General features: G+C 71.3%; 16 protein-coding genes and 1 pseudogene. 11 read left to right on the top strand and 6 right to left on the bottom strand.

Annotated elements, in window-relative coordinates; all coding sequences use genetic code 11:
• The first annotated feature begins 195 nt into the window (after window positions 1–195).
• Genes ABT403_RS04790 through ABT403_RS04775 form a run of 4 tightly spaced genes read left to right on the top strand, consistent with a single transcriptional unit; the run spans window position 196 to window position 8091 of the window.
• Window positions 196–1701, top strand: coding sequence for a cytochrome ubiquinol oxidase subunit I (locus ABT403_RS04790; protein ID WP_344160441.1), 1506 nt, complete (start codon window positions 196–198; stop codon window positions 1699–1701).
• Between the two features lie 18 nt (window positions 1702–1719).
• Complete coding sequence (cydB, locus tag ABT403_RS04785) at window positions 1720–2721, top strand: cytochrome d ubiquinol oxidase subunit II (protein ID WP_344160444.1); 1002 nt, start codon at window positions 1720–1722, stop codon at window positions 2719–2721.
• 44 nt (window positions 2722–2765) lie between these two features.
• The gene (gene cydD, locus ABT403_RS04780) at window positions 2766–6317 is read left to right on the top strand and encodes a thiol reductant ABC exporter subunit CydD (protein WP_344160447.1); all 3552 of its coding nucleotides are present in this window, start codon (window positions 2766–2768) and stop codon (window positions 6315–6317) included.
• Between the two features lie 37 nt (window positions 6318–6354).
• Entirely contained in the window at window positions 6355–8091 is a 1737-nt protein-coding gene (locus ABT403_RS04775) for a sensor histidine kinase (RefSeq protein ID WP_344160450.1), read from the top strand.
• A gap of 7 nt (window positions 8092–8098) precedes the next feature.
• Here ABT403_RS04775 and ABT403_RS04770 read toward each other — a convergent pair whose 3' ends face one another.
• On the bottom strand, window positions 8099–8989 hold the full coding sequence (locus tag ABT403_RS04770) for a Cof-type HAD-IIB family hydrolase (protein WP_344160453.1): 891 nt from the start codon (window positions 8987–8989) through the stop codon (window positions 8099–8101).
• A 93-nt stretch (window positions 8990–9082) separates the two neighbouring features.
• Here ABT403_RS04770 and ABT403_RS04765 point away from each other — a divergent pair, with 93 nt between their 5' ends.
• Window positions 9083–9985, top strand: a complete 903-nt coding sequence (locus ABT403_RS04765) for an LLM class flavin-dependent oxidoreductase (protein ID WP_344160456.1) — start codon at window positions 9083–9085, stop codon at window positions 9983–9985.
• 54 nt (window positions 9986–10039) lie between these two features.
• Here the strand turns inward: ABT403_RS04765 and ABT403_RS04760 are convergent, their stop codons facing one another.
• Window positions 10040–10579, bottom strand: a complete 540-nt coding sequence (locus tag ABT403_RS04760; protein ID WP_344160459.1) for an RNA 2'-phosphotransferase — start codon at window positions 10577–10579, stop codon at window positions 10040–10042.
• A 144-nt stretch (window positions 10580–10723) separates the two neighbouring features.
• Here ABT403_RS04760 and ABT403_RS04755 point away from each other — a divergent pair, with 144 nt between their 5' ends.
• Window positions 10724–11509 (top strand): aquaporin, encoded by a 786-nt coding sequence (locus ABT403_RS04755; RefSeq protein WP_344160462.1) that lies wholly within the window; start codon window positions 10724–10726, stop codon window positions 11507–11509.
• A 115-nt stretch (window positions 11510–11624) separates the two neighbouring features.
• On the opposite strand, the gene ABT403_RS04750 is transcribed toward ABT403_RS04755, so the two are convergent.
• From ABT403_RS04750 to ABT403_RS04735, 4 genes and pseudogenes are all read right to left on the bottom strand, one after another.
• On the bottom strand, window positions 11625–12539 hold the full coding sequence (locus tag ABT403_RS04750) for a MerR family transcriptional regulator (protein ID WP_344160465.1): 915 nt from the start codon (window positions 12537–12539) through the stop codon (window positions 11625–11627).
• 10 nt (window positions 12540–12549) lie between these two features.
• Window positions 12550–12711: pseudogene (locus tag ABT403_RS04745) on the bottom strand (metal-dependent hydrolase); the annotation flags it as partial.
• Window positions 12687–14462: an SDR family oxidoreductase gene (locus ABT403_RS04740; RefSeq protein ID WP_344160877.1), complete on the bottom strand. Its 1776-nt coding sequence runs from the start codon at window positions 14460–14462 to the stop codon at window positions 12687–12689. The pseudogene ABT403_RS04745 and the gene ABT403_RS04740, both read right to left, overlap by 25 nt.
• 5 nt (window positions 14463–14467) lie before the next feature.
• Entirely contained in the window at window positions 14468–15343 is an 876-nt protein-coding gene (locus ABT403_RS04735; RefSeq protein WP_344160471.1) for a M24 family metallopeptidase, read from the bottom strand.
• 223 nt (window positions 15344–15566) lie between these two features.
• Here ABT403_RS04735 and ABT403_RS04730 point away from each other — a divergent pair, with 223 nt between their 5' ends.
• The 5 genes from ABT403_RS04730 to ABT403_RS04710 all read left to right on the top strand — a co-directional run bounded on the left by ABT403_RS04730 (window position 15567) and on the right by ABT403_RS04710 (window position 19816).
• Window positions 15567–16562, top strand: coding sequence for an ABC transporter ATP-binding protein (locus ABT403_RS04730; RefSeq protein ID WP_344160474.1), 996 nt, complete (start codon window positions 15567–15569; stop codon window positions 16560–16562).
• Window positions 16552–17439 (top strand): ABC-2 transporter permease, encoded by an 888-nt coding sequence (locus ABT403_RS04725; RefSeq protein ID WP_344160477.1) that lies wholly within the window; start codon window positions 16552–16554, stop codon window positions 17437–17439. The genes ABT403_RS04730 and ABT403_RS04725 overlap by 11 nt, the downstream gene beginning before the upstream one ends.
• Window positions 17436–18347: an ABC transporter ATP-binding protein gene (locus tag ABT403_RS04720; protein WP_344160480.1), complete on the top strand. Its 912-nt coding sequence runs from the start codon at window positions 17436–17438 to the stop codon at window positions 18345–18347. Before ABT403_RS04725 ends, ABT403_RS04720 begins: the two co-directional genes overlap by 4 nt.
• Before the next feature lie 15 nt (window positions 18348–18362).
• On the top strand, window positions 18363–19082 hold the full coding sequence (locus ABT403_RS04715) for an ABC transporter permease (protein ID WP_344160483.1): 720 nt from the start codon (window positions 18363–18365) through the stop codon (window positions 19080–19082).
• A gap of 80 nt (window positions 19083–19162) precedes the next feature.
• Window positions 19163–19816, top strand: coding sequence for a rhomboid-like protein (locus ABT403_RS04710; protein WP_344160486.1), 654 nt, complete (start codon window positions 19163–19165; stop codon window positions 19814–19816).
• Window positions 19817–19846 lie beyond the last annotated feature (30 nt).

The raw sequence follows: 19846 nt of genomic DNA, 5'->3' as shown, positions 1-19846 counted from the left end.
GAATTTCTTGGCTAGGGGTCCGGCACGGTGATGCCGCTGAAGGGGACCCCCGCCTGTTTCCGGTCAGAGCGTGTAGGACATAATGCTTGTGAATGTGAACGCGTTCACAAGCGTGTCCTGCTTCCTCCCGTTATGGGGGGAACCCGCCAGGCAGACTGCCCGCTGTGACCACGGCGACGACAAGGAGCAGACGACGTGGACCTAGCTTTGGCGCCTGAGACATTGGCGCGCTGGCAGTTCGGCATCACCACCGTCTACCACTTCCTCTTCGTTCCGCTCACGATCTCGCTCGCCGCGCTGACCGCCGGCCTGCAGACCGCGTGGGTGCGCACCGAGAAGGAGAAATACCTCAGGGCCACGAAGTTCTGGGGCAAGCTTTTCTTGATCAATATCGCGATGGGTGTCGTCACCGGCATCGTCCAGGAGTTCCAGTTCGGCATGAACTGGTCCGACTACTCGCGATTCGTCGGCGACATCTTCGGGGCTCCCCTGGCCTTCGAGGCGCTGATCGCCTTCTTCTTCGAGTCGACCTTCATCGGTCTGTGGATCTTCGGCTGGGACAAGCTGCCGAAGAAGATCCACCTGGCCTGCATCTGGATGGTCTCGCTCGGGACCGTCCTGTCCGCGTACTTCATCCTCGCGGCGAACTCCTGGATGCAGCACCCGGTGGGCTACCGCATGAACGAGGAGCGGGGCCGGGCCGAGCTGACCGACTTCTGGCGCGTGCTCACCCAGGACACGGCCCTCACCCAGTTCTTCCACACCATCACGGCCGCCTTCCTGGTCGGCGGTGCCTTCATGGTCGGCATCTCCGCCTTCCACCTCGCGCGCAAGAAGCACGTCCCCGTGATGCGCAGCTCGCTGCGGCTCGGTCTGGTCGTCATGATCATCGCTGGTATGGGCACCGCCATCAGCGGAGACATGCTCGGCAAGGTGATGTTCAAGCAGCAGCCGATGAAGATGGCCGCCGCCGAGGCCCTCTGGGACGGCGAGGCCCCCGCGCCCTTCTCCGTCTTCGCCTATGGCGACGTCGACAAGGGCCACAACAAGGTGGCCATAGAGATCCCGGGTGTGCTGTCGTTCCTCGCCAACAACGACTTCGACTCCTTCGTCCCGGGCATCAACGACGTCAACAAGGCCGAGCAGGAGAAGTTCGGCCCCGGTGACTACCGGCCGAACATCCCCGTCGCCTACTGGGGCTTCCGCTGGATGATCGGCTTCGGTATGGCCTCCCTCGGCATCGGCGTGCTGGGGCTGTGGCTGACCCGCAAGCGCTTCCTGCTTCCGCCCGCGCTGCGCACCGGGGAGGACGAGGTCCCCCATCTCGTCCTCTTCAAGAAGGCGCTCAGCCCGAGGTTCTCGCAGCTGTACTGGCTCGTCGCGCTCTGGACCATGTGCTTCCCGCTGCTCGCCAACTCCTGGGGCTGGATCTTCACCGAGATGGGCCGCCAGCCCTGGGTGGTCTACGGGGTGCTGCGCACGAGGGACGCGGTCTCGCCGAACGTCTCGCAGGGTGAGGTCCTCACCTCGATGATCGGCTTCACGCTGCTCTACGCCGTCCTCGCCGTGATCGAGGTCAGGCTCCTCGTGAAGTACGTCAAGGCCGGCCCGCCCGAGCTGACGGAGGCCGATCTCAACCCGCCCGCCCGGATCGGCGGGGACGACGCGAACGCCGACCGGCCGATGGCCTTCTCGTACTGAGGCAGGAAGGAGCACACCATGCAGCTTCACGACGTCTGGTTCGTACTCATCGCCGTCCTGTGGATCGGCTACTTCTTCCTGGAGGGCTTCGACTTCGGTATCGGCGTACTCACCAAGCTCCTCGCCCGCGACCGTGCCGAGAAGCGGGTCCTGATCAACACGATCGGCCCCGTCTGGGACGGCAACGAGGTCTGGCTGCTCACGGCGGGCGGTGCCACCTTCGCCGCCTTCCCCGAGTGGTACGCCACCCTGTTCTCCGGGTTCTACCTGCCGCTGCTGCTCATCCTGGTCTGCCTGATCGTCCGGGGCGTCGCCTTCGAGTACCGGCACAAGCGGTCCGAGGACAGATGGCAGACCAACTGGGAACACGCCATCTTCTGGACCTCGCTGATCCCCGCCTTCCTGTGGGGCGTGGCCTTCGCCAACATCGTGCGCGGGGTGAAGATCGACCAGCACATGGAGTACGTCGGAAACCTCTTCGACCTGCTCAACGTGTACTCGCTCCTGGGCGGCCTGGTCACCCTCACCCTGTTCACCTTCCACGGCGCGGTGTTCGCCTCACTCAAGACGGTCGGGGACATCCGGGACCGTGCGCGGGTGCTGGCGACCCGGCTGGGCGTGGTGACGGCCGTGCTGGCCCTGGCCTTCCTCATCTGGACCCAGGTCTCGCGCGGTGACGGCCGGAGCCTGATCGCCATGGCCGTCGCCGTGGCCGCCCTGGTCGCCGCCATCGGCTTCAACCTGGCGGGCCGTGAGGGCTGGTCGTTCGCCCTGTCCGGGATCACCATCGCGGCCGCCGTCGCGATGCTCTTCCTGACGCTGTTCCCGAACGTCATGCCGTCCTCGCTGAACGAGGCGTGGAACCTCACGGTCACCAACGCCTCGTCCACCCCGTACACCCTGAAGATCATGACCTGGTGCGCCGGTGTGGCCGCTCCGCTCGTGATGCTCTACCAGGGCTGGACGTACTGGGTGTTCCGCAAGCGGATCGGTACGCAGCACATCGCCGACGCGCACTGACCGCGCGCGTCACCCCGCCCGACCCTGCCGAGGGGATGTTTCACGTGAAACCGATCGACCCGCGTCTGCTCCGGTACGCCCGCTCCACGCGCCTCTTCCTGGGGGCGGTGGTGGCACTCGGGCTCGCCGGGGCGGGGCTGGTCGTCGGCCAGGCGATGCTGATCGCCGACATCGTGGTCGGAACCTTCGAGCGGGGACTCGACGCGGGGGCGCTCCGAACGCCACTGCTGCTGCTCGCGGCGGTGGCGCTCGGGCGCGCCCTGGTCGCCTGGCTCACCGAGCTGGCCGCGCACCGGGCCGGCGCGGCGGTCAAGTCGGAGCTGCGCGGCCGGCTGCTCGAACGAGCCGCGGACCTCGGGCCCGGCTGGCTCGGCGGGCAGCGAACCGGTTCCCTGGTCTCCCTGGCCACCCGGGGAGTGGACGCGCTCGACGACTACTTCTCCCGCTACCTGCCCCAGCTGGGGCTCGCGGTGGTGGTGCCGGTGGCGGTCCTCGCCCGGATCGTCACCGAGGACTGGGTGTCGGCGGCCATCATCGTCGTCACCCTGCCGCTCATCCCGCTGTTCATGATCCTCATCGGGATGGCCACCCAGAGCCGGATGGACCGCCAGTGGCGGCTGCTGTCCCGGCTGTCGGGGCACTTCCTCGACGTGGTGGCGGGGCTTCCGACGCTGAAGGTCTTCGGCCGTGCCAAGGCGCAGGCCGAATCCATCCGCAAGATCACCGACGACTATCGCCAGGCCACGATGCGCACGCTGCGCATCGCCTTCCTGTCCTCCTTCGCCCTCGAACTCCTCGCCACCCTGTCGGTGGCGCTGGTCGCGGTGACCATCGGCATGCGGCTCGTGCACGGGGACCTGGACCTCTACACCGGCCTGGTCATCCTGATCCTCGCGCCCGAGGCCTACCTGCCGCTGCGTCAGGTCGGCGCCCAGTACCACGCGGCCGCCGAGGGGCTCGCGGCCGCGGAAGAGATCTTCGCCGTCCTGGAGACCCCGGCCCCCGGTCCGGGCGCCGGGGCCCCCGTCCCGGCCGGTGGACCGGTCATCGAGTTCGACGCGGTCGAGGTCCGCCACGAAGGGCGCGCCGTCTCCTCCCCCGGGCCGGTGTCGCTCATGGTCGGTCCGGGCGAGTGCGTGGCGCTCACCGGCCCGAGCGGGGCGGGCAAATCCACCCTGCTGAACGTGCTGCTCGGCTTCGTCACGCCCACGGCCGGACAGGTCCGGATCGGTGGTACGGACCTCGCCGGGCTTTCTCTCGAACAGTGGCGGGAGCGGATCGCCTGGGTGCCCCAGCGGCCGCACCTGTTCGCCGGAACCATCGCCGAGAACGTCCGCCTGGCCCGGCCCGGCGCCGGTGACGAAGCGGTGGAGGCGGCGCTGCGGGACGCCGGGGCCTGGGAGTTCGTCGCGGCCCTGCCGCGCGGGACGCGGACACTGCTGGGCGAAGGCGGCACCGGCCTGTCCGCAGGCCAGCGTCAGCGGCTGGCCCTGGCGCGGGCCTTCCTCGCGGACCGGCCGGTGCTGCTGCTGGACGAGCCGACGGCCGCCCTGGACGGGGAGACCGAGGCGGCGGTCGTGGACGCCGTACGGCGTCTCGCGGCCGGGCGTACCGTCCTCCTCGTGGTGCACCGCCCGGCGCTGCTGGCCGTCGCCGACCGGGTGGTGGCGGTGGGCGAGGGCGAGCAGGACGGGGCCGCGCGGGATGCGGCGCCGCTCCCGGCCGCCGGCGCCGCCCCGCGTACCGCCGCGGGCATGTCCGACCCCGGGGAGTGGATCCTCGGCGCCTCGCGGGAACGGGCCGGCGGCGGGGGCGTGGACTCGGGTGGCGGAGATCCGCTGCGGCGCGTGCGGGCCGTGGCCTCGGCCTGGCAGGGCCGCTTCCGGCTCGGGCTGCTGCTCGGGGCGCTGGCCGTCGGGTGCAGCGTCGGCCTGATGGCCGTGTCCGGGTGGCTGATCTCCCGGGCGTCCGAGCAGCCGCCGGTGCTGTACCTGATGGTGGCCGTCACGGCCACCCGCGCCTTCGGCCTCGGGCGGGCCGTCTTCCGCTACACCGAGCGCCTGGTGTCGCACGACGCCGTCCTGCGGATGCTCGCCGACCTGCGGGTCGCCGTGTACCGGCGGCTGGAGCGGATCGCGCCGGCCGGACTGCGCGGGCAGCGGCACGGGGACCTGCTGTCCCGTCTGGTGGCCGACGCCGACGCCCTCCAGGACTACTGGCTGCGCTGGCTGCTGCCGGTGGGCACCGCACTCCTGGTCGGCACCGGATCGGTGGCGTTCACGGCCTGGCTGCTGCCCGGTGCGGGCGCGGCGCTGGCGGCGGGCCTGCTCGTGGCCGGGATCGGGGTTCCGCTGGTCAGCGGGGCGTGCGCGCGCAGCGCCGAGCGGCGGCTCGCGCCCGCCCGGGGCGAGCTCGCCACCCGGGTGGCCGACCTGCTGACGGGTACCGCGGAACTCACCGTCGCCGGCGCCCTCACCGACCGGAAGGCCCGGGCGCGGGACGCCGACGGGGTGCTCACCCGGATCGCCTCGCGCGGGGCCGCGGCCGCCGGACTGGGCGGCGGGCTGTCCGCCCTGGTGTGCGGGCTCACCGTGGTGTGCGCCGCGTTCGCCGGTGCGGGCGCCGTCGCGGACGGACGGCTGTCCGGGGTGGCCATGGCGGTGGTGGTCCTGACCCCGCTCGCCGCGTTCGAGGCGGTCAGCGGGCTCCCGATGGCGGTCCAGTACCGGCAGCGGGTACGCCGCAGCGCCGAGCGCGTGTACGAGGTCATCGACGCGCCCGTGCCCGTCGCCGATCCGGCCGAGCCCCGCGAGCTGCCTTCCTCGCCGTTCCCGCTGAAGCTCAGCGGACTCGCCGCCCGCCACGGCGGTCAGGAGCGGGACGCGCTGCGCGGGCTGGACCTGACCCTGGAGGCGGGTCGGCGCATAGCGGTCGTCGGTCCCTCGGGCTCCGGCAAGACCACCCTGGCCCAGGTCCTGCTCCGCTTCCTCGACCCGCGCGAGGGGACGTACTCCCTGGGCGGGACGGACGCGCGCACCCTGGAGGGTGACGCGGTCCGCCGTTTCGTCGGCCTGTGCGCCCAGGACGCCCACATCTTCGACAGCTCGGTCCGCGAGAACCTGCGCCTGGCCCGCACCGGCGCGAGCGAGGAAGAACTGCGGGGGGCGCTCGCCGCGGCGCGTCTGCTGGAGTGGGCCGACGGACTCCCGGACGGGCTCGACACCCTGGTCGGCGAGCACGGGCAGCGGCTCTCGGGAGGCCAGCGCCAGCGGCTGGCCCTGGCCCGCGCCCTGCTCGCGGACTTCCCCGTCCTCGTTCTCGACGAGCCGGCCGAGCACCTGGACCTGGCGACCGCCGACGCGCTGACGGCGGACCTGCTGGAGGCGACCGAGGGCCGGGCGACCGTGCTCATCACGCACCGGCTCGCCGGGCTGGAGGCGGTCGACGAGGTGCTCGTACTGGACCGGGGCGCGGTCGTGCAGCGGGGTACGTACGCGGATCTGGCCTCCGTCGAGGGTCCGCTGCGCAGTCTGCTGGAGCGGGAACGTCGGGCAGGTGCGATTCCGGCCGAGTCCACGGCCGACTCCACGAGCTGACTTTCCCTCCTAAACGGGACTTACTAGGCTCAAGGGCATGTCAGTGCAGGAGTCCCAGGAACCGCCGGAGCCCGCCCGGGAAGCACAGGACCCGGTGGAGGCCGCCACCCAGGCCACCCGCGGCCTCCAGGGGCTGTCCACCGAGCTGACCGCGAGGGTGCCGCAACTGCTGGAGGCCATGCGCTCCGTCGGGACGGGTCTCGAACTGCACTCCACGCTGGACCGCATCTGCGAGACGGCCGCCGAGCTCGCGGACGCCCGCTACGCGGCGATCGGCGTCGTCGACACGGACGGCCCCGGACTGTCGGACTTCGTGACCTTCGGTCTCGGCCCCGAGGAGGCGGAGCGGATCGGCCATCGTCCGGACGGGAAGCGGGGGCTGCTCGGCGCGCTGATCTCCCACCCCGACACGGTTCGCCTCGCCGATCTGACGAAGGATCCGCGCTCGTCCGGCTTCCCCGCGCACCACCCGCCCATGAAGACCTTCCTCGGCGTCCCCATCAGGGTGCAGGGGGAGATCTTCGGCAACCTCTACCTGGCCGAGAAGAACGGCGGCGGCGAGTTCAACGACTACGACGTCCACATGGTCCGCGTGCTGGCCACGGAGGCGGGCATCGCCATCGGCAACGCCCGGCTGTACGAGGCGGCCACCCAGCGGGAGCGCTGGATCGACGGCTCGGTGGCGGTCACCACCGCGCTGCTGTCGGGCGGCGACGCGGACGACGCCCTCGCGGTGGTCGCCGAGCAGGCCCGCCACCTGGCCGATTCGGCGGCCGGGATCGTGATGCTGCCGGCGGAGGAGGGCGGGATGGAGATCGTCGCCGTCTCCGCCGACGACCCGGCCACCTCGCTGGGCGTGGTGGTCCCCGCCGAGAGCCCGGTGGTGGTCAGACTCCTCCAGGGCGAACCGGTCTTCGTGGACGACGCCTCCTCGGACCCCCGCATGATCAGCAGGCTCACGAGCCAGTACGGGCCCTGCATGATGCTGCCTCTGCACAGCGGCGGGCGCGTACTGGGGGCGCTCGTCACCCCGCGCGCCCGGGGCAAGCGGCCCTTCACCGAGGCCGAGCGCACCCTGGCCACGCAGTTCGCCTCGCAGGCCGCCCTCGCGCTGATGATGGCCGAGGCCCAGCGGGACCGGGAGCGGCTCGCGGTGTTCGAGGACCGTGACCGGATCGCCCGGGACCTGCACGACCTGGTCATCCAGAGGCTGTTCGCCACCGGGATGATGCTGGAGGGCGCGCAGCGCCGCTCCATCGTGCCGGAGGTCCGCGACGGTGTGGGGAAGGCCGTGGACGAGCTGGACGTGACGATCCAGGAGATCCGCACCGCGATCTTCGCGCTCCAGCAGGGCCCGGCCGAAGCCCCCTCGGGGCTGCGCACCCGCGTCCTGCGGGAGATCAACATGGCCGCCGTCCCGCTGGGCTTCAAGCCCGCGCACCGGTTCATCGGGCCCATCGACGCGGCCGTCGGCGAACTGGTCGGCAAGAACCTGATCGCCGCTCTGCGCGAGGCCCTGTCGAACGCCTTCCGGCACGCGGACGCGTCGCGGATCGAGGTGGTCGTCGACTCCACCGTCAGCCTGGCCGACGGCCGGCCGGGAGTGCGGCTGGAGGTCGCCGACGACGGGGTGGGCATTCCCGAGGGAGGACGGCGCAGCGGCCTGCGGAACCTGCGCCGCAGAGCCGAGTCCCTCGGCGGCTCCAGCTGGTACGGCCCCGGCCTCGGTGAGGGCGGCGGCGGGACCGCCCTGGTGTGGGAGGCCCCGCTCTAGCCCGGCCCTAGACGGATTCGTTGCGGACGGCGCGTTCGGCGAGGATGCGCTCGATGACGACGGCGACCCCGTCCTCGTCGTTGGCCACGGTCCGGCCCGAGGCGGCCGCGATCACGTCCGCGTGGGCGTTGCCCATCGCGTACGAGGCCCCGGCCCAGCGGAGCATCTCGATGTCGTTCGGCATGTCGCCGAAGGCGACGACCTCCGCCGGGGAGATGCCGCGCTCGGCGCAGCACAGCTCCAGCGTGCTGGCCTTGGAGACCCCGAGCTCACTGATCTCCAGCAGGGCGGTGGGGCTGGAGCGGGTGATCGAGGCGTAGGCCCCGGCGGCCTCACGGGCCAGGGCGAGGAAGTCATCGGGGGACAGCTCGGCGTGGTGCGCGAGCAGTTTCAGCACCGGTGCGGCGCTGCCGTCCTCTTCCTCGCGCAGCAGCTTCTCGGCGGTGGCGACCGTGGCGCCCGGGTCCTGGAAGAAGGGCGGGTAGGCCGGCTCGTAGTTGATGCCGTCGGTCGTCTCGACCGCGAAGGAGGTACCGGGGACGGAGGCCCGCAGGGTCTCGACGACCGTGAGCGCGGTGGCCCGCGGCAGCGCCCGCACCCGGACGAATTCCCGTCCGGCGTGGAGGTCGACGACGGCGGCCCCGTTCGCGCAGATCGCCAGGCCGTGCCCGTGGACGTGATCGCTGACCACGTCCATCCAGCGGGCCGGGCGGCCGGTGACGAAGAAGACCTCGATCCCGGCCTCCTCGGCGGCGGCGAGCGCGGCCACCGTGCGCTGCGAGACGGATTTGTCGTCGCGCAGCAGGGTGCCGTCGAGGTCGGTGGCGATGAGCCGGGGTGCGGGGAAAGGCCCTTCCGGGCGCTGGGGAGCCGAGGTCACCGCTCCATCTTCGCCCATGGGTTCCCACCCGTTCACCATGATCGGGAAGAGATGTTTCACGTGAAACGTGGCTCACAGCGCAGAATCGGCTCGCACCGTAGGCTCGGTGACATGAGTCTTCGCTTGAGCACCGTGATCCTGCCGGTCCGCCCGTGGCACGACGGGGGCCGTGATCAGTGGGAGCGGGCCGAGCGGCTCGGGTTCCACACCGCCTACACCTACGACCACCTGACCTGGCGGAGCTTCCGTGACGGCCCGTGGTTCGGTGCGGTGCCCACCCTGACCGCCGCCGCGGCCGTCACCGAGCGGCTCCGCCTGGGCACGCTGGTCACCTCGCCGAACTTCCGGCACCCGGTGACCCTGGCCAAGGACCTGATGTCCCTGGACGACATCTCCGGCGGGCGGATCACCCTCGGTATCGGCGCCGGCGGAAATGGCTTCGACGCGACCGCACTGGGGCAGGAGGAGTGGAGCCCGCGTGAGCGGGCGGACCGCTTCGCCGAGTTCGTCCCGTTGCTGGACCGGCTGCTCACCGAGAGCGCGGTGACCCACCGGGGTGCCTTCTACTCCGCCGAGGAGGCCCGCAACATCCCCGGGTGCGTCCAGCGTCCGCGCCTGCCGTTCGCCGTGGCCGCGACCGGCCCCCGGGGTGTGAAGCTGGCGGCGAAGTACGGCCAGGCCTGGGTGACCGCGGGTGACCCCAAGGTCTTCGAGGGGACGCCCGAGCAGTCCCTGGAGGCCCTGCGCGGGCAGGTCGGCAAGCTGGAGAAGGCCCTGGCGGAGTCCGGGCGGGAGCCCGGGTCCATCGAACGCGTCCTGCTGACCGGGTTCACCCCCGAGCGCGGCACCATGCTGGAGTCGGTGGACGCGTTCGTCGACTTCGCCGGCCGCCACCGCGAGCTGGGCTTCACCGAACTGGTCGTCCACGCCCCGATCCCGGACTCCGACTTCGCGGCCGACGAGGCCGTCTTCGAGCGGATCGCCACCGAGGCGCTCGCCCAGCTGGGCGCCTGACGACCGGTCTCCGGTCGGCCCGCCGAAGTCCCGCCTGCCGGAGTTCCCGAGCCGCTACGAGAAGCGCAGGAACTCCGGCGGTACGGCGTCCGTCAGCCATACCCCGTTGGCGCTGAGCAGGAAGACGTGCCCGGCCGCGCGCATCGCCCCGGCGTCCACCGCGAGGACGACCGGTCGGCCCCGGCGCGCCCCCACGCGGGTCGCCGTCTCCCGATCGGGCGACAGGTGCACGTGGTTGCGGGCCATCGGGCGCAGCCCCTCGGAGCGGATCGCCCCGAGGGCGGTGGCGACGGTGCCGTGGTAGAGGTACGCGGGCGGTTCGGCTTCCGGCAGGCCCAGGTCCACCGCCACGGTGTGGCCCTGACTTGCCCTGATGCGGTTGCCGTCTACGGCGAACCGCTGTTTGTCGTTGGTGGCGACCACGTGTTCCAGCTCGGCACGGCTGAACGGAAAGCCGTGCGCCGCCGCGGCGCGTAGAAGATCGTCGATCTCCACCCAGCCCTGCGGGTCGAGTGTCAGTCCGATCCGTTCCGGCTGATGTCGCAGGTGTTTCGAGACGTACTTGGACACCTTCACGGTGCGTCGGTCATCCATGTCCCCAGCTTGACGGCTCGGACCCGCCGTCAGCAGCGATTTTTCGCGCCCGGGCCGACTCGGGGCGCTCCTGGACTCCCTCTATCAAGGTTCCAAGATACGGAATATATTTTCCGCTACACGCTTATTTCAGAGGGAGAAACTATGACAAATAAGGCTTCACTGCTGCGGCGCACGGCTGCCGAGCTCATCGGCACCGCGAGCCTGCTCGTGGTGGTGATCGGGTCCGGCATCCAGGCCGCGTCCCTCAGCCGCGACACCGGTGTCGCCCTCGTCGCCAACTCGCTCGCGTCCGCGATCGGCCTCGGTCTGATCATCACCCTCTTCGGGCCCTTGTCCGGCGCCCACCTCAACCCCGTCGTCACCCTCACCGCCTGGTGGGCCCGCCGTACGGGCGGCGAAGGGCTCGACGCCCGTGAGGCCGTCGCCTACGCGGCCGCGCAGACCGCCGGGGCCATCGGCGGCGCCGTGCTGGCCGAGACGATGTTCGGCCGCACCCCCGGCACCTTCTCCACCCAGGTCCGCGGCGGCGGGCACCTGCTGATCGGTGAGATCGTCGCCACCGCCGGACTGGTCCTGGTCATCCAGGGCCTCGGCCGCATCGGCCGCCCCAGGCTCATCCCGGTCGCCGTCGCCGCCTACATCGCCGCCGCGATCTGGTTCACCTCGTCGGGTTCCTTCGCCAACCCGGCCGGCACGATCGGCCGCGCCTTCAGTGACTCCTTCACCGGTATCGCGCCGCAGTCGCTGCCCGGGTTCGTCGCGGCGCAGCTGGCCGGCGGTGTCCTCGGCCTCGCCCTGGCCACCCTCCTCTACGGGCCCGAGCGCGGACGGACGGAGGCCGGGCACGAACGCCCGGGGCAGCCGGACGCGCCCACTCCGTTGGCCGATATGCCCCGCCCTGGTACCGGGTTCGAGGTGATCGTCTGACCTGCGGCCCGTGTTGCCCACAGGAAGAAGGGAGTTGTCCACAGCCGTTTCGGCGGGTTTCGGATCCATCTGAGCGATTCGCCCTGGGGATCGCCTGTGGACTACCGATCGAGCATTACCGGCCGCCCCTGCTGGCCAGATCGTTCATCGTCCGGGCCTGGAGCTCGCGTTCCGTCGCGGCCCGGACGAACTCCGCCACGTGCTCGGGACCCACCAGCTCCTGCACCGCCCTCACCGTGCCGGCGGGCAGGGCCACCGGCGCGGGTCCCGCCGGCTGGACCGCTCCCGGCGCGCCCAGGTGCCGCTGGAGGTGCCGGGTCGCGAACAGCCGCATCGCCCGCGCCAGTTCGGCGTCGACCGTCTGCTGGGCCAGAGGGCGGAGCCTGCGCACCATCGTCGTCGCCTCCGCCGCGTCCGAGTCCGTCGGCGGCACCTGCCCGAGGTAGCGGGCGAAGACGTGCTCGGTGGTGAACTCCAGGAAGCGCGAGGCGATGTGCTCCACCTGCCCGCGCAGCTCCCGCAGATGTCCGGTGATCGCCGCGAGGGGCACCCCGGCCGCGTACAGCTCGGCCGCGACCGCCAGCTCCTGCGGGGAGGGCACCAGGAACTCGTCCGGGCGGCCCGGGATGCGCTCCAGCACCCCGAGCTCACAGGCCTCGTCCACCGCACCGTCGTCGGGCAGGCCGCCGAACCGCGTGTTGAGGTCCTCCCGGCTGATCCGGTCGGCCTCCTCGTCGGTCCACGGCCCGTGCACCTCCGCGACCAGGCCGAGGACCCCGCCCAGCCCGCGCCCCGCGTCCCAGGCCTCCAGCAGCTCCTTGATGGAGGCCAGGGTGTAGCCGCGGTCCAGCAGGTCCGCGATCTGGCGCAGCCGCGCCAGGTGCGTGTCCCGGTACACGTTGGACCGGCCCCGCCGCTCCGGCTTCGGCAGCAGGCCGCGGTCCTGGTACGCACGGATCGTGCGCACGGTAGCCCCGCTGTGGTGGGCCAGATCCTCGATCCGGTACTCGGCTGGCGCCTGATCGGACAATCCCGGCTCCCTACGACATGGCGGCTCGGCCGACCGCGCCCGCGGCGGTCCGGGCGGCAGGAGACGCCGCCAGGTACTCGACCGCCGTGAGCAGCGAGCCCTCCTGCGAGGGATGGTACGACCGCCGCATCGAGCGGGGTATGTCCGTCACAGCCGCGGCTCCAGCCTCGCGATCCGGCGCAGCGTGTTCGGCATGAACCGGGACATCCACAGGGCGCCCTTGGACTCGGGGGTCACCGGCACCACCGCACGGTTCTCCACCACCGCCCGCAGGATGGCGTCGGCGACCTTCTCCGGCGGGAAGTTCCGCAGCCCGTACAGCCGCGAGGACCGCTCCTGGCGGCGCTTCTCCTCGGCGGCGTCCACCCCCGCGAACCGGGAGGTGGAGGTGATGTTGGTGTTCACGATGCCCGGGCATATCGCCGAGACCCCGATCGCCTTCGAGGCGAGCTCCGCCCGCAGGCATTCGCTCAGCATCAGCACCGCGGCCTTGGAGGTGCTGTACGCGGGCAGGGTCCGCGAGGGCAGGTAGGCGGCGGCGGAGGCGGTGTTGACGATGTGTCCGCCCTGACCGCGCTCGGCCATCTGCTTCCCGAAGATCCGGCAGCCGTGGATGACCCCCCACAAGTTCACGTCGAGGACCTTCCTCCAGTCCTCGGACGAGGTGTCCAGGAAGGATCCCGACAGCCCGATGCCGGCGTTGTTGACCAGCACGTCGACGATGCCGTACTCGGCTGCGACCTTCGCCGCGAGCTTCTCCATCGCCTGCTCGTCGCTGACGTCGACGCACTCGCCCCACGCGTCGCAGGCGCCGACGAGCCGGGCCATCTCGGCGGTGCGGGCCGCCCCCTCGCCGTCCCGGTCCACGGCCACGACCCGGGCCCCGGCCTCGGCGAACGCGAAGGCGGTGGCCCGCCCGATGCCGCTGGCGGCGCCGGTGACGAGCACCAGCTGTCCCGCGAACCGGTCGGCGTGCTTGCCCGGGGCCTTCTGCTCGGGGGCCTTCGCCGTGGGCTCCTCCCGGGAGGTGACGAACTCGCCGATCCAGGCGGCCACCTGGTCGGGGCGGGTCCGGGGGATCCAGTGCTTCGCGGGCAGGGTGCGCCGCACCAGGTCCGGAGCCCACCGCTCCAGGTCGTCGTAGAGCCGCTCGGAGAGGAAGGCGTCCCCGGTCGGGGTGATCAGCTGCACCGGTACGTGGGCGTACGCGTCGGCGCGCGGCCGGCGCAGGCGCGGCCGGACGTTGTCGCGGTAGAGCCAGGCGCCGTGTGCCGCGTCGGACGGCAGCGAGGACGTCGGGTAGGAGGTGCCGGGCGGGACCTCCTCCAGCCGCGCGAGGATCTTCGGCCAGCGCTTGCCCAGCGGGCCGCGCCAGGCGAGCTCCGGCAGCACCGGCGTGTGCAGCATGCCGACGTACCAGGACTTCGCGCCCTGGTTCAGCAGCTGGGCGGCGCGGCGCGGGGTGGGACGCGTCATCCGCTTCTTGATCCAGTGCCCGAAGTGGTCGAGGGAGGGGCCGGACATGGACGTGAAGGAGGCGATCCGCCCCTCCGTACGGGCGACCGTGGCGAACTCCCAGCCCTGGACGGAGCCCCAGTCGTGGCCCACCAGGTGCACGGGCCGGTCCGGGCTGACGGCGTCCGCCACGGCCAGGAAGTCGTCCGTCAGCTTCTCCAGGGTGAAGCCCCCTCGCAGCGGGACCGGAGCCGAGGACCGGCCGTGCCCGCGCACGTCGTACAGCACCACGTGGAAGCGGGCCGCGAGCCGCTCCGCGACCTCCGACCAGACCTCCTTGCTGTCCGGGTAGCCGTGCACCAGCAGCACGGTGGGCCGGTCCGCCTCACCGAGCTCGACGACGCACAGCTCGATCCCGCCCGTGCTCACCCAGCGCTCGCGCGCGCCCGCCAGTGCCGTGCCGCTCATCCCGCTCATGCCGCCTTCTCCTCGGTCCAGCGCCGCACGTGCGGCAGGTCGTCGTCCAGCCAGAACGCGCTCTCCTCGGGATCCCGGGAGTCGGTGACGACCAGGATCTCCTCGAACTTCGCACCCGTGCCGCGGAAGCCCAGGTGCGGCTCCACCGCCCACAGGCCGGGCTGCGGCGGGTGGTCGGAGAAGTGGTAGGGGCTCCACAGCGGGGACCAGCCCTCGCGGTGGCCGTGCAGGGCGTCGGAGGCCAGCCCCTTCAGGGACTGGATGCCGAACCCGAACGCGGTCGGGGACCAGCGGCGCTCCTTGACCCGGTCTATCTTGTGCGCGATGACCCCGAAGGGATAGGCCCGGTGCCGGTTGGCGTACCCCTGGCGGGTCATCAGCCGTTCGACGTTCTCGTAGATCTCGCGCAGCGGGCGGCGCTCGCGCACCTGCTCCAGGATCAGCGTGCGATGCGGCCGCAGGTCGGACATCAGCCGGTCCTGCACCGGATTGAGGCCCAGGCTCCCCGAGTAGCCGATGTCGGCGGCGAAACCGCGGTAGACCGGCGCCATGTCCAGGATGAACGGCATCCCCGGCTCCAGCCTGCGGTTGGTCGGGAAGAACTGGAGCGGGATCTTGAAGTTCGCGAAGGCGGTGCGGTCCCCGAACCAGGCGAAGGGCAGGTGGAACCAGTCCCGCACCCCGCGCTCGCGCAGCCACTCGCGCTGCATCCGGGCCGCCTCGCGCTCGGTCACCCCGGCCCGCAACTGCGCCGCCACGGTCTCGGCGCACTCGTAGGCGAGGCGCTGGACCTCCCTGAAGCCGCTCAGTTCGGCCGTCCGCCGCGCCGAGCCCCGCGCGGTGCGTTCCCTGGTGTCCGTGTCCCCAGCCATGACAGCCGTCCGTCCCTGTTAGCCGTACGCGCCGAAAGTTGACACTGATGAATGTGACAATGACCGGAGATCACGTCAAGGGTCGTGCACGGACCTGTGGACAACTCCCCGGCCCGCCCGGCCGGCGTCAGCCTTCCGTCAGGGTCCGTAGTCCTCAAGACGGATACCGGATCCCGCTCCAGGTCTGACGATCCGCCCGGGCCCCGGCACTAACGTCGAATCCGTGACTGTCATCGCGACCGAAAGCCTGAGCAAGCGGTACCCCCGAGTGACCGCCCTCGACCGGCTCTCCCTGGACATCGGACCCGGAGTGACCGGGCTCGTGGGCGCCAACGGAGCCGGCAAGTCCACGCTCATCAAGATCCTGCTCGGGCTGTCCCCGGCCACCGAGGGGCGCGCCGCCGTCCTCGGACTGGACGTCGCCACGCACGGCAGCGCCATCCGCGAGCGCGTCGGATACATGCCCGAGCACGACGCCCTGCCGCCCGACGTCTCGGCCACCGAGTTCGTCGTCCACATGGCGCGGATGTCCGGACTGCCGCCCACGGCCGCCCGCGAGCGGACCGCCGACACGCTGCGCCACGTCGGGCTGTACGAGGAGCGCTACCGTCCCATCGGTGGCTACTCCACCGGTATGAAGCAGCGCGTCAAGCTGGCCCAGGCGCTCGTCCACGACCCGCAACTGGTCCTCCTCGACGAGCCGACCAACGGGCTCGACCCGGTGGGCCGTGACGAGATGCTCGGCCTGATCCGCCGCGTCCACACCGACTTCGGCATCTCGGTGCTGGTCACCTCCCACCTCCTCGGCGAGCTGGAGCGGACCTGCGACCACGTCGTGGTCATCGACGGCGGCAAGCTGCTGCGCTCCAGCTCCACCAGCGACTTCACCCAGACCACCACCACGCTCGCGGTCGAGGTCACCGACTCCGACGCGCACCCGGACGGAACGGCAGCCCTGCGCAAGGCGCTCACCGAGGCGGGCATCACCCTCCACGCGGGCGAGGAACAGGGCCTGCCCGGAGCCGGCCACATCCTCCTCGTCGAGGCGACGGGCGAGGACACGTACGACGTCGTCCGCGACACCGTCGCCGACCTCGGCGTCGGCCTGGTGCGTATGGAACAGCGCCGCCACCACATCGCGGAGGTCTTCCGCGAGAGCGACCAGTCCGCGCAGCGGATCCAGATCCAGCAGAAGGGAGCCGGTACCGATGGCGCCTGAGACCTCCACCCAGATCCACAACATCGGCTACCGGTCCTACGACGGGCCCCGGCTCGGCCGCGCCTACGCCCGCACCTCACTGTTCTCGCAGTCGCTGCGCGGGGCGTACGGGCTCGGCCGCTCCGCCAAGTCCAAGGTCCTGCCGATGATCCTCTTCGCGGTGATGTGCGTCCCCGCGCTGATCATCGTCGCGGTCGCCATCGCGGTGCCCGGCTCCACCGACCTGCCGATCAAGTACACGACGTACGCCCTGACCACGCAGGTGGTCATCGGGCTCTACCTCGCCTCCCAGGCACCCCAGTCGGTCTCGCGGGACCTGCGCTTCAAGACGGTGCCGCTGTACTTCTCGCGGCCCATCGAGCGGGTCGACTACGTCCTGGCCAAGTACGCCGCGATGGCCTCGGCCCTCTTCATCCTCACCGCCACACCCCTGCTGATCATGTGGATCGGCTCGCTCCTGGCCAAGTTCGACTTCGGTCACCAGACCAAGGGATTCGGGCAGGCACTCGTGTCCGTACTTCTGCTGTCGCTGCTCTTCGCGGGCCTCGGGCTGGTCATGGCCGCCCTCACCCCGCGCCGCGGGTTCGGCGTGGCCGCGGTCATCGCCATGCTGCTCATCCCCTACGGCGCCGTCTCCACCGTGCAGGCCGTCGCCTACGGCACCGGCAACACCGGCCCCATCGAGTGGCTGGGCCTCTTCTCCCCGATCACCCTGATCGACGGCGTGCAGACCGCCTTCCTCGGTGCGACCTCCGCCTTCCCGGGCGGTGAGGGCCCCTCGGCCGGCACCGGCGTCGTCTACCTGCTCGTCATCCTCGGCCTCATCGCCGGCTCCTACGCCGCCCTGATGGCCCGCTACCGGAAGGCCGGGCTGTGACCACCATCGACATCGACCACGCCTCTCGCTGGTTCGGGAACGTCGTCGCCGTCAACGACGTGACCATGCGCATCGGCCCCGGCGTCACCGGCCTCCTCGGCCCCAACGGCGCGGGCAAGTCCACCCTCATCAACATGATGGGCGGCTTCCTCGCCCCCTCCACGGGCACCGTCACCCTCGACGGCGCGCCGATCTGGCGCAACGAGCAGGTCTACCGGCAGGTCGGCGTCGTGCCCGAGCGCGAGGCGATGTACGACTTCCTCACCGGCCGGGAGTTCGTCGTCGCCAACGCCGAGCTGCACGGCCTCGACGACGCGGCGGCCCAGCGGGCGCTGGCCACGGTCGAGATGGAGTACGCCCAGGACCGCAAGATCTCCACGTACTCCAAGGGCATGCGCCAGCGCGTGAAGATGGCCTCCGCGCTCGTCCACGAGCCGTCGGTGCTGCTGCTCGACGAGCCCTTCAACGGTATGGACCCGCGCCAGCGCATGCAGCTCATGGACCTGCTGCGGCGCATGGGCGACGAGGGCCGCACCGTGCTGTTCTCCTCCCACATCCTGGAGGAGGTCGAACAGCTGGCCTCCCACATCGAGGTGGTCGTCGCCGGCCGGCACGCCGCGTCGGGCGACTTCCGCAAGATCCGCCGCCTGATGACGGACCGCCCGCACCGCTACCTCGTCCGCTCCTCCGACGACCGGGCCCTCGCCGCGGCCCTGATCGCCGACCCGTCGACCGCCGGCATCGAGGTCGACCTCAAGGAGGGCGCCCTGCGCATCCAGGCCGTCGACTTCGGACGCTTCACCGCGCTGCTGCCGCGGGTCGCCCGTGCGCACGGCATCCGGCTGCTGACGGTCTCGCCCTCGGACGAGTCCCTCGAGTCGGTCTTCTCCTACCTCGTCGCGGCCTGAAAGGAGCTGGCAACCATGTACAACCCCACCGTCGCCCGGCTCACCTACCGGGCCCTCCTCGGCCGCCGCCGCGCGGCCATCCTCTTCGCGCTGCCCGCCCTGCTGATCGTCATCTCCGCCGTCGTCCGCTTCTTCACCGGCATGGACGACAAGGTCGCCGCGGAGCTGCTCGGCGGCTTCGCCCTCGCCACGATGGTGCCGCTGATCGGCGTCATCGCCGGCACCGGAGCCATCGGACCGGAGATCGACGACGGCTCGATCGTCTACCTGCTCTCCAAGCCGGTGAAGCGCCCGACGATCATCATGACCAAGCTGATCGTGGCCATCGCCGTCACCATGGTCTTCTCGGCCGTCCCCACCCTGATCGCGGGCTTCATCCTCAACGGCAACGGCCAGCAGATCGCCGTGGCCTACACCGTCGCCGCGCTCGTCGCCTCGATCGCCTACAGCGCGCTCTTCCTGCTGCTGGGCACCGTCAGCCGGCACGCGGTCGTCTTCGGCCTGGTCTACGCCCTGATCTGGGAGTCGCTCTTCGGCAGCCTCGTCTCCGGTGCCAAGACCCTCAGCGTCCAGCAGTGGGCCCTGGCCCTGGCCGAGAAGGTCGCCGGACAGGGGTACGTGGACTCCAGCGTGGCCCTGCCCACCGCCGTGCTCCTGCTGCTCGCGGTCACCGTCGGAGCCACCGTGTACGCGGGCCAGAAGCTGCGCCGTCTCACCCTGGCCGGCGAGGAGTAACCCGCCGCGACCGGCCGAAACCGTGCCCCGCCCGGCCCACCGGCCAGGCGGGGCACGGCCGTACGGGGCATCATCGGGTCATGATCGAGCACACCGGACCCGAGCCGTCCAGGCCGCTGCGGGCCTGGATACGCTCCTCGCCCGGCACGCACATATGGCTGCTGATCGTGGCCGTGACCAGCGTCGTCGTGGCGATCGCCCCGGACCGGCTCGACCACGTGCTGCTCCACCGCAACAGCAGCAATATCCACCAGCTCGTGAAGTACCCCCTCCGGGCCCTGCTCAGCAGCGCCTTCTGGATCGAGAACCCGGCCTCACTCGCCCTCTACGCCCTGCTCTTCGAGCTCTTCCACGCCACCGTCGAACGCTGGCTCGGCACCCTGCGCTGGCTGGTGATCGTCGCGACCGCCCACATCGTCGCCACCCTCGCCAGCCAGAAGGTCCTCCTGATGGCCATCCAGGACAACCGCGCGCCGCACAGCATGACCCACGTCGTGGACATCGGCGTCAGCTACGGACTCGCGGCCTCCATCGGCGTCCTGACCTACCGGCTCCCCAACCCCTGGAGATGGTTCTACCTGGCCGGAGCCGTGGCCTTCTTCGGGATCCCCCTGCTCACAGGCGGCACCTTCACCGACCTCGGCCACGCCATCTCACTGGCCGTCGGACTACTGGCCTGGCCGCTGACCCTGCACCCGGATCCGCACCGGGTGGATGTTTCACGTGAAACGTGAGCCCGCGCGCCCGCCCGGCGGCCCCGGAGA

The sequence above is a fragment of the Streptomyces sp. NPDC000075 genome (assembly GCF_040301925.1).
In the GTDB taxonomy this organism is placed as follows: domain Bacteria; phylum Actinomycetota; class Actinomycetes; order Streptomycetales; family Streptomycetaceae; genus Streptomyces; species Streptomyces polychromogenes.
The sequence above is the reverse complement of the archived record's forward strand: the minus strand, read 5'-3'. Positions and strand labels throughout refer to the sequence as shown.

Coding starts and splice junctions, on each gene's coding strand:
- cydB (WP_344160444.1), top strand. CDS start 1,720: ATGCAGCTTCACGACGTCTGGTTCGTACTCATCGCCGTCCTGTGGATC.
- ABT403_RS04775 (WP_344160450.1), top strand. CDS start 6,355: ATGTCAGTGCAGGAGTCCCAGGAACCGCCGGAGCCCGCCCGGGAAGCA.
- ABT403_RS04770 (WP_344160453.1), bottom strand. CDS start 8,989: ATGGGCGAAGATGGAGCGGTGACCTCGGCTCCCCAGCGCCCGGAAGGG.
- ABT403_RS04765 (WP_344160456.1), top strand. CDS start 9,083: ATGAGTCTTCGCTTGAGCACCGTGATCCTGCCGGTCCGCCCGTGGCAC.
- ABT403_RS04760 (WP_344160459.1), bottom strand. CDS start 10,579: ATGGATGACCGACGCACCGTGAAGGTGTCCAAGTACGTCTCGAAACAC.
- ABT403_RS04755 (WP_344160462.1), top strand. CDS start 10,724: ATGACAAATAAGGCTTCACTGCTGCGGCGCACGGCTGCCGAGCTCATC.
- ABT403_RS04740 (WP_344160877.1), bottom strand. CDS start 14,462: ATGAGCGGCACGGCACTGGCGGGCGCGCGCGAGCGCTGGGTGAGCACG.
- ABT403_RS04735 (WP_344160471.1), bottom strand. CDS start 15,343: ATGGCTGGGGACACGGACACCAGGGAACGCACCGCGCGGGGCTCGGCG.
- ABT403_RS04725 (WP_344160477.1), top strand. CDS start 16,552: ATGGCGCCTGAGACCTCCACCCAGATCCACAACATCGGCTACCGGTCC.
- ABT403_RS04715 (WP_344160483.1), top strand. CDS start 18,363: ATGTACAACCCCACCGTCGCCCGGCTCACCTACCGGGCCCTCCTCGGC.
- ABT403_RS04710 (WP_344160486.1), top strand. CDS start 19,163: ATGATCGAGCACACCGGACCCGAGCCGTCCAGGCCGCTGCGGGCCTGG.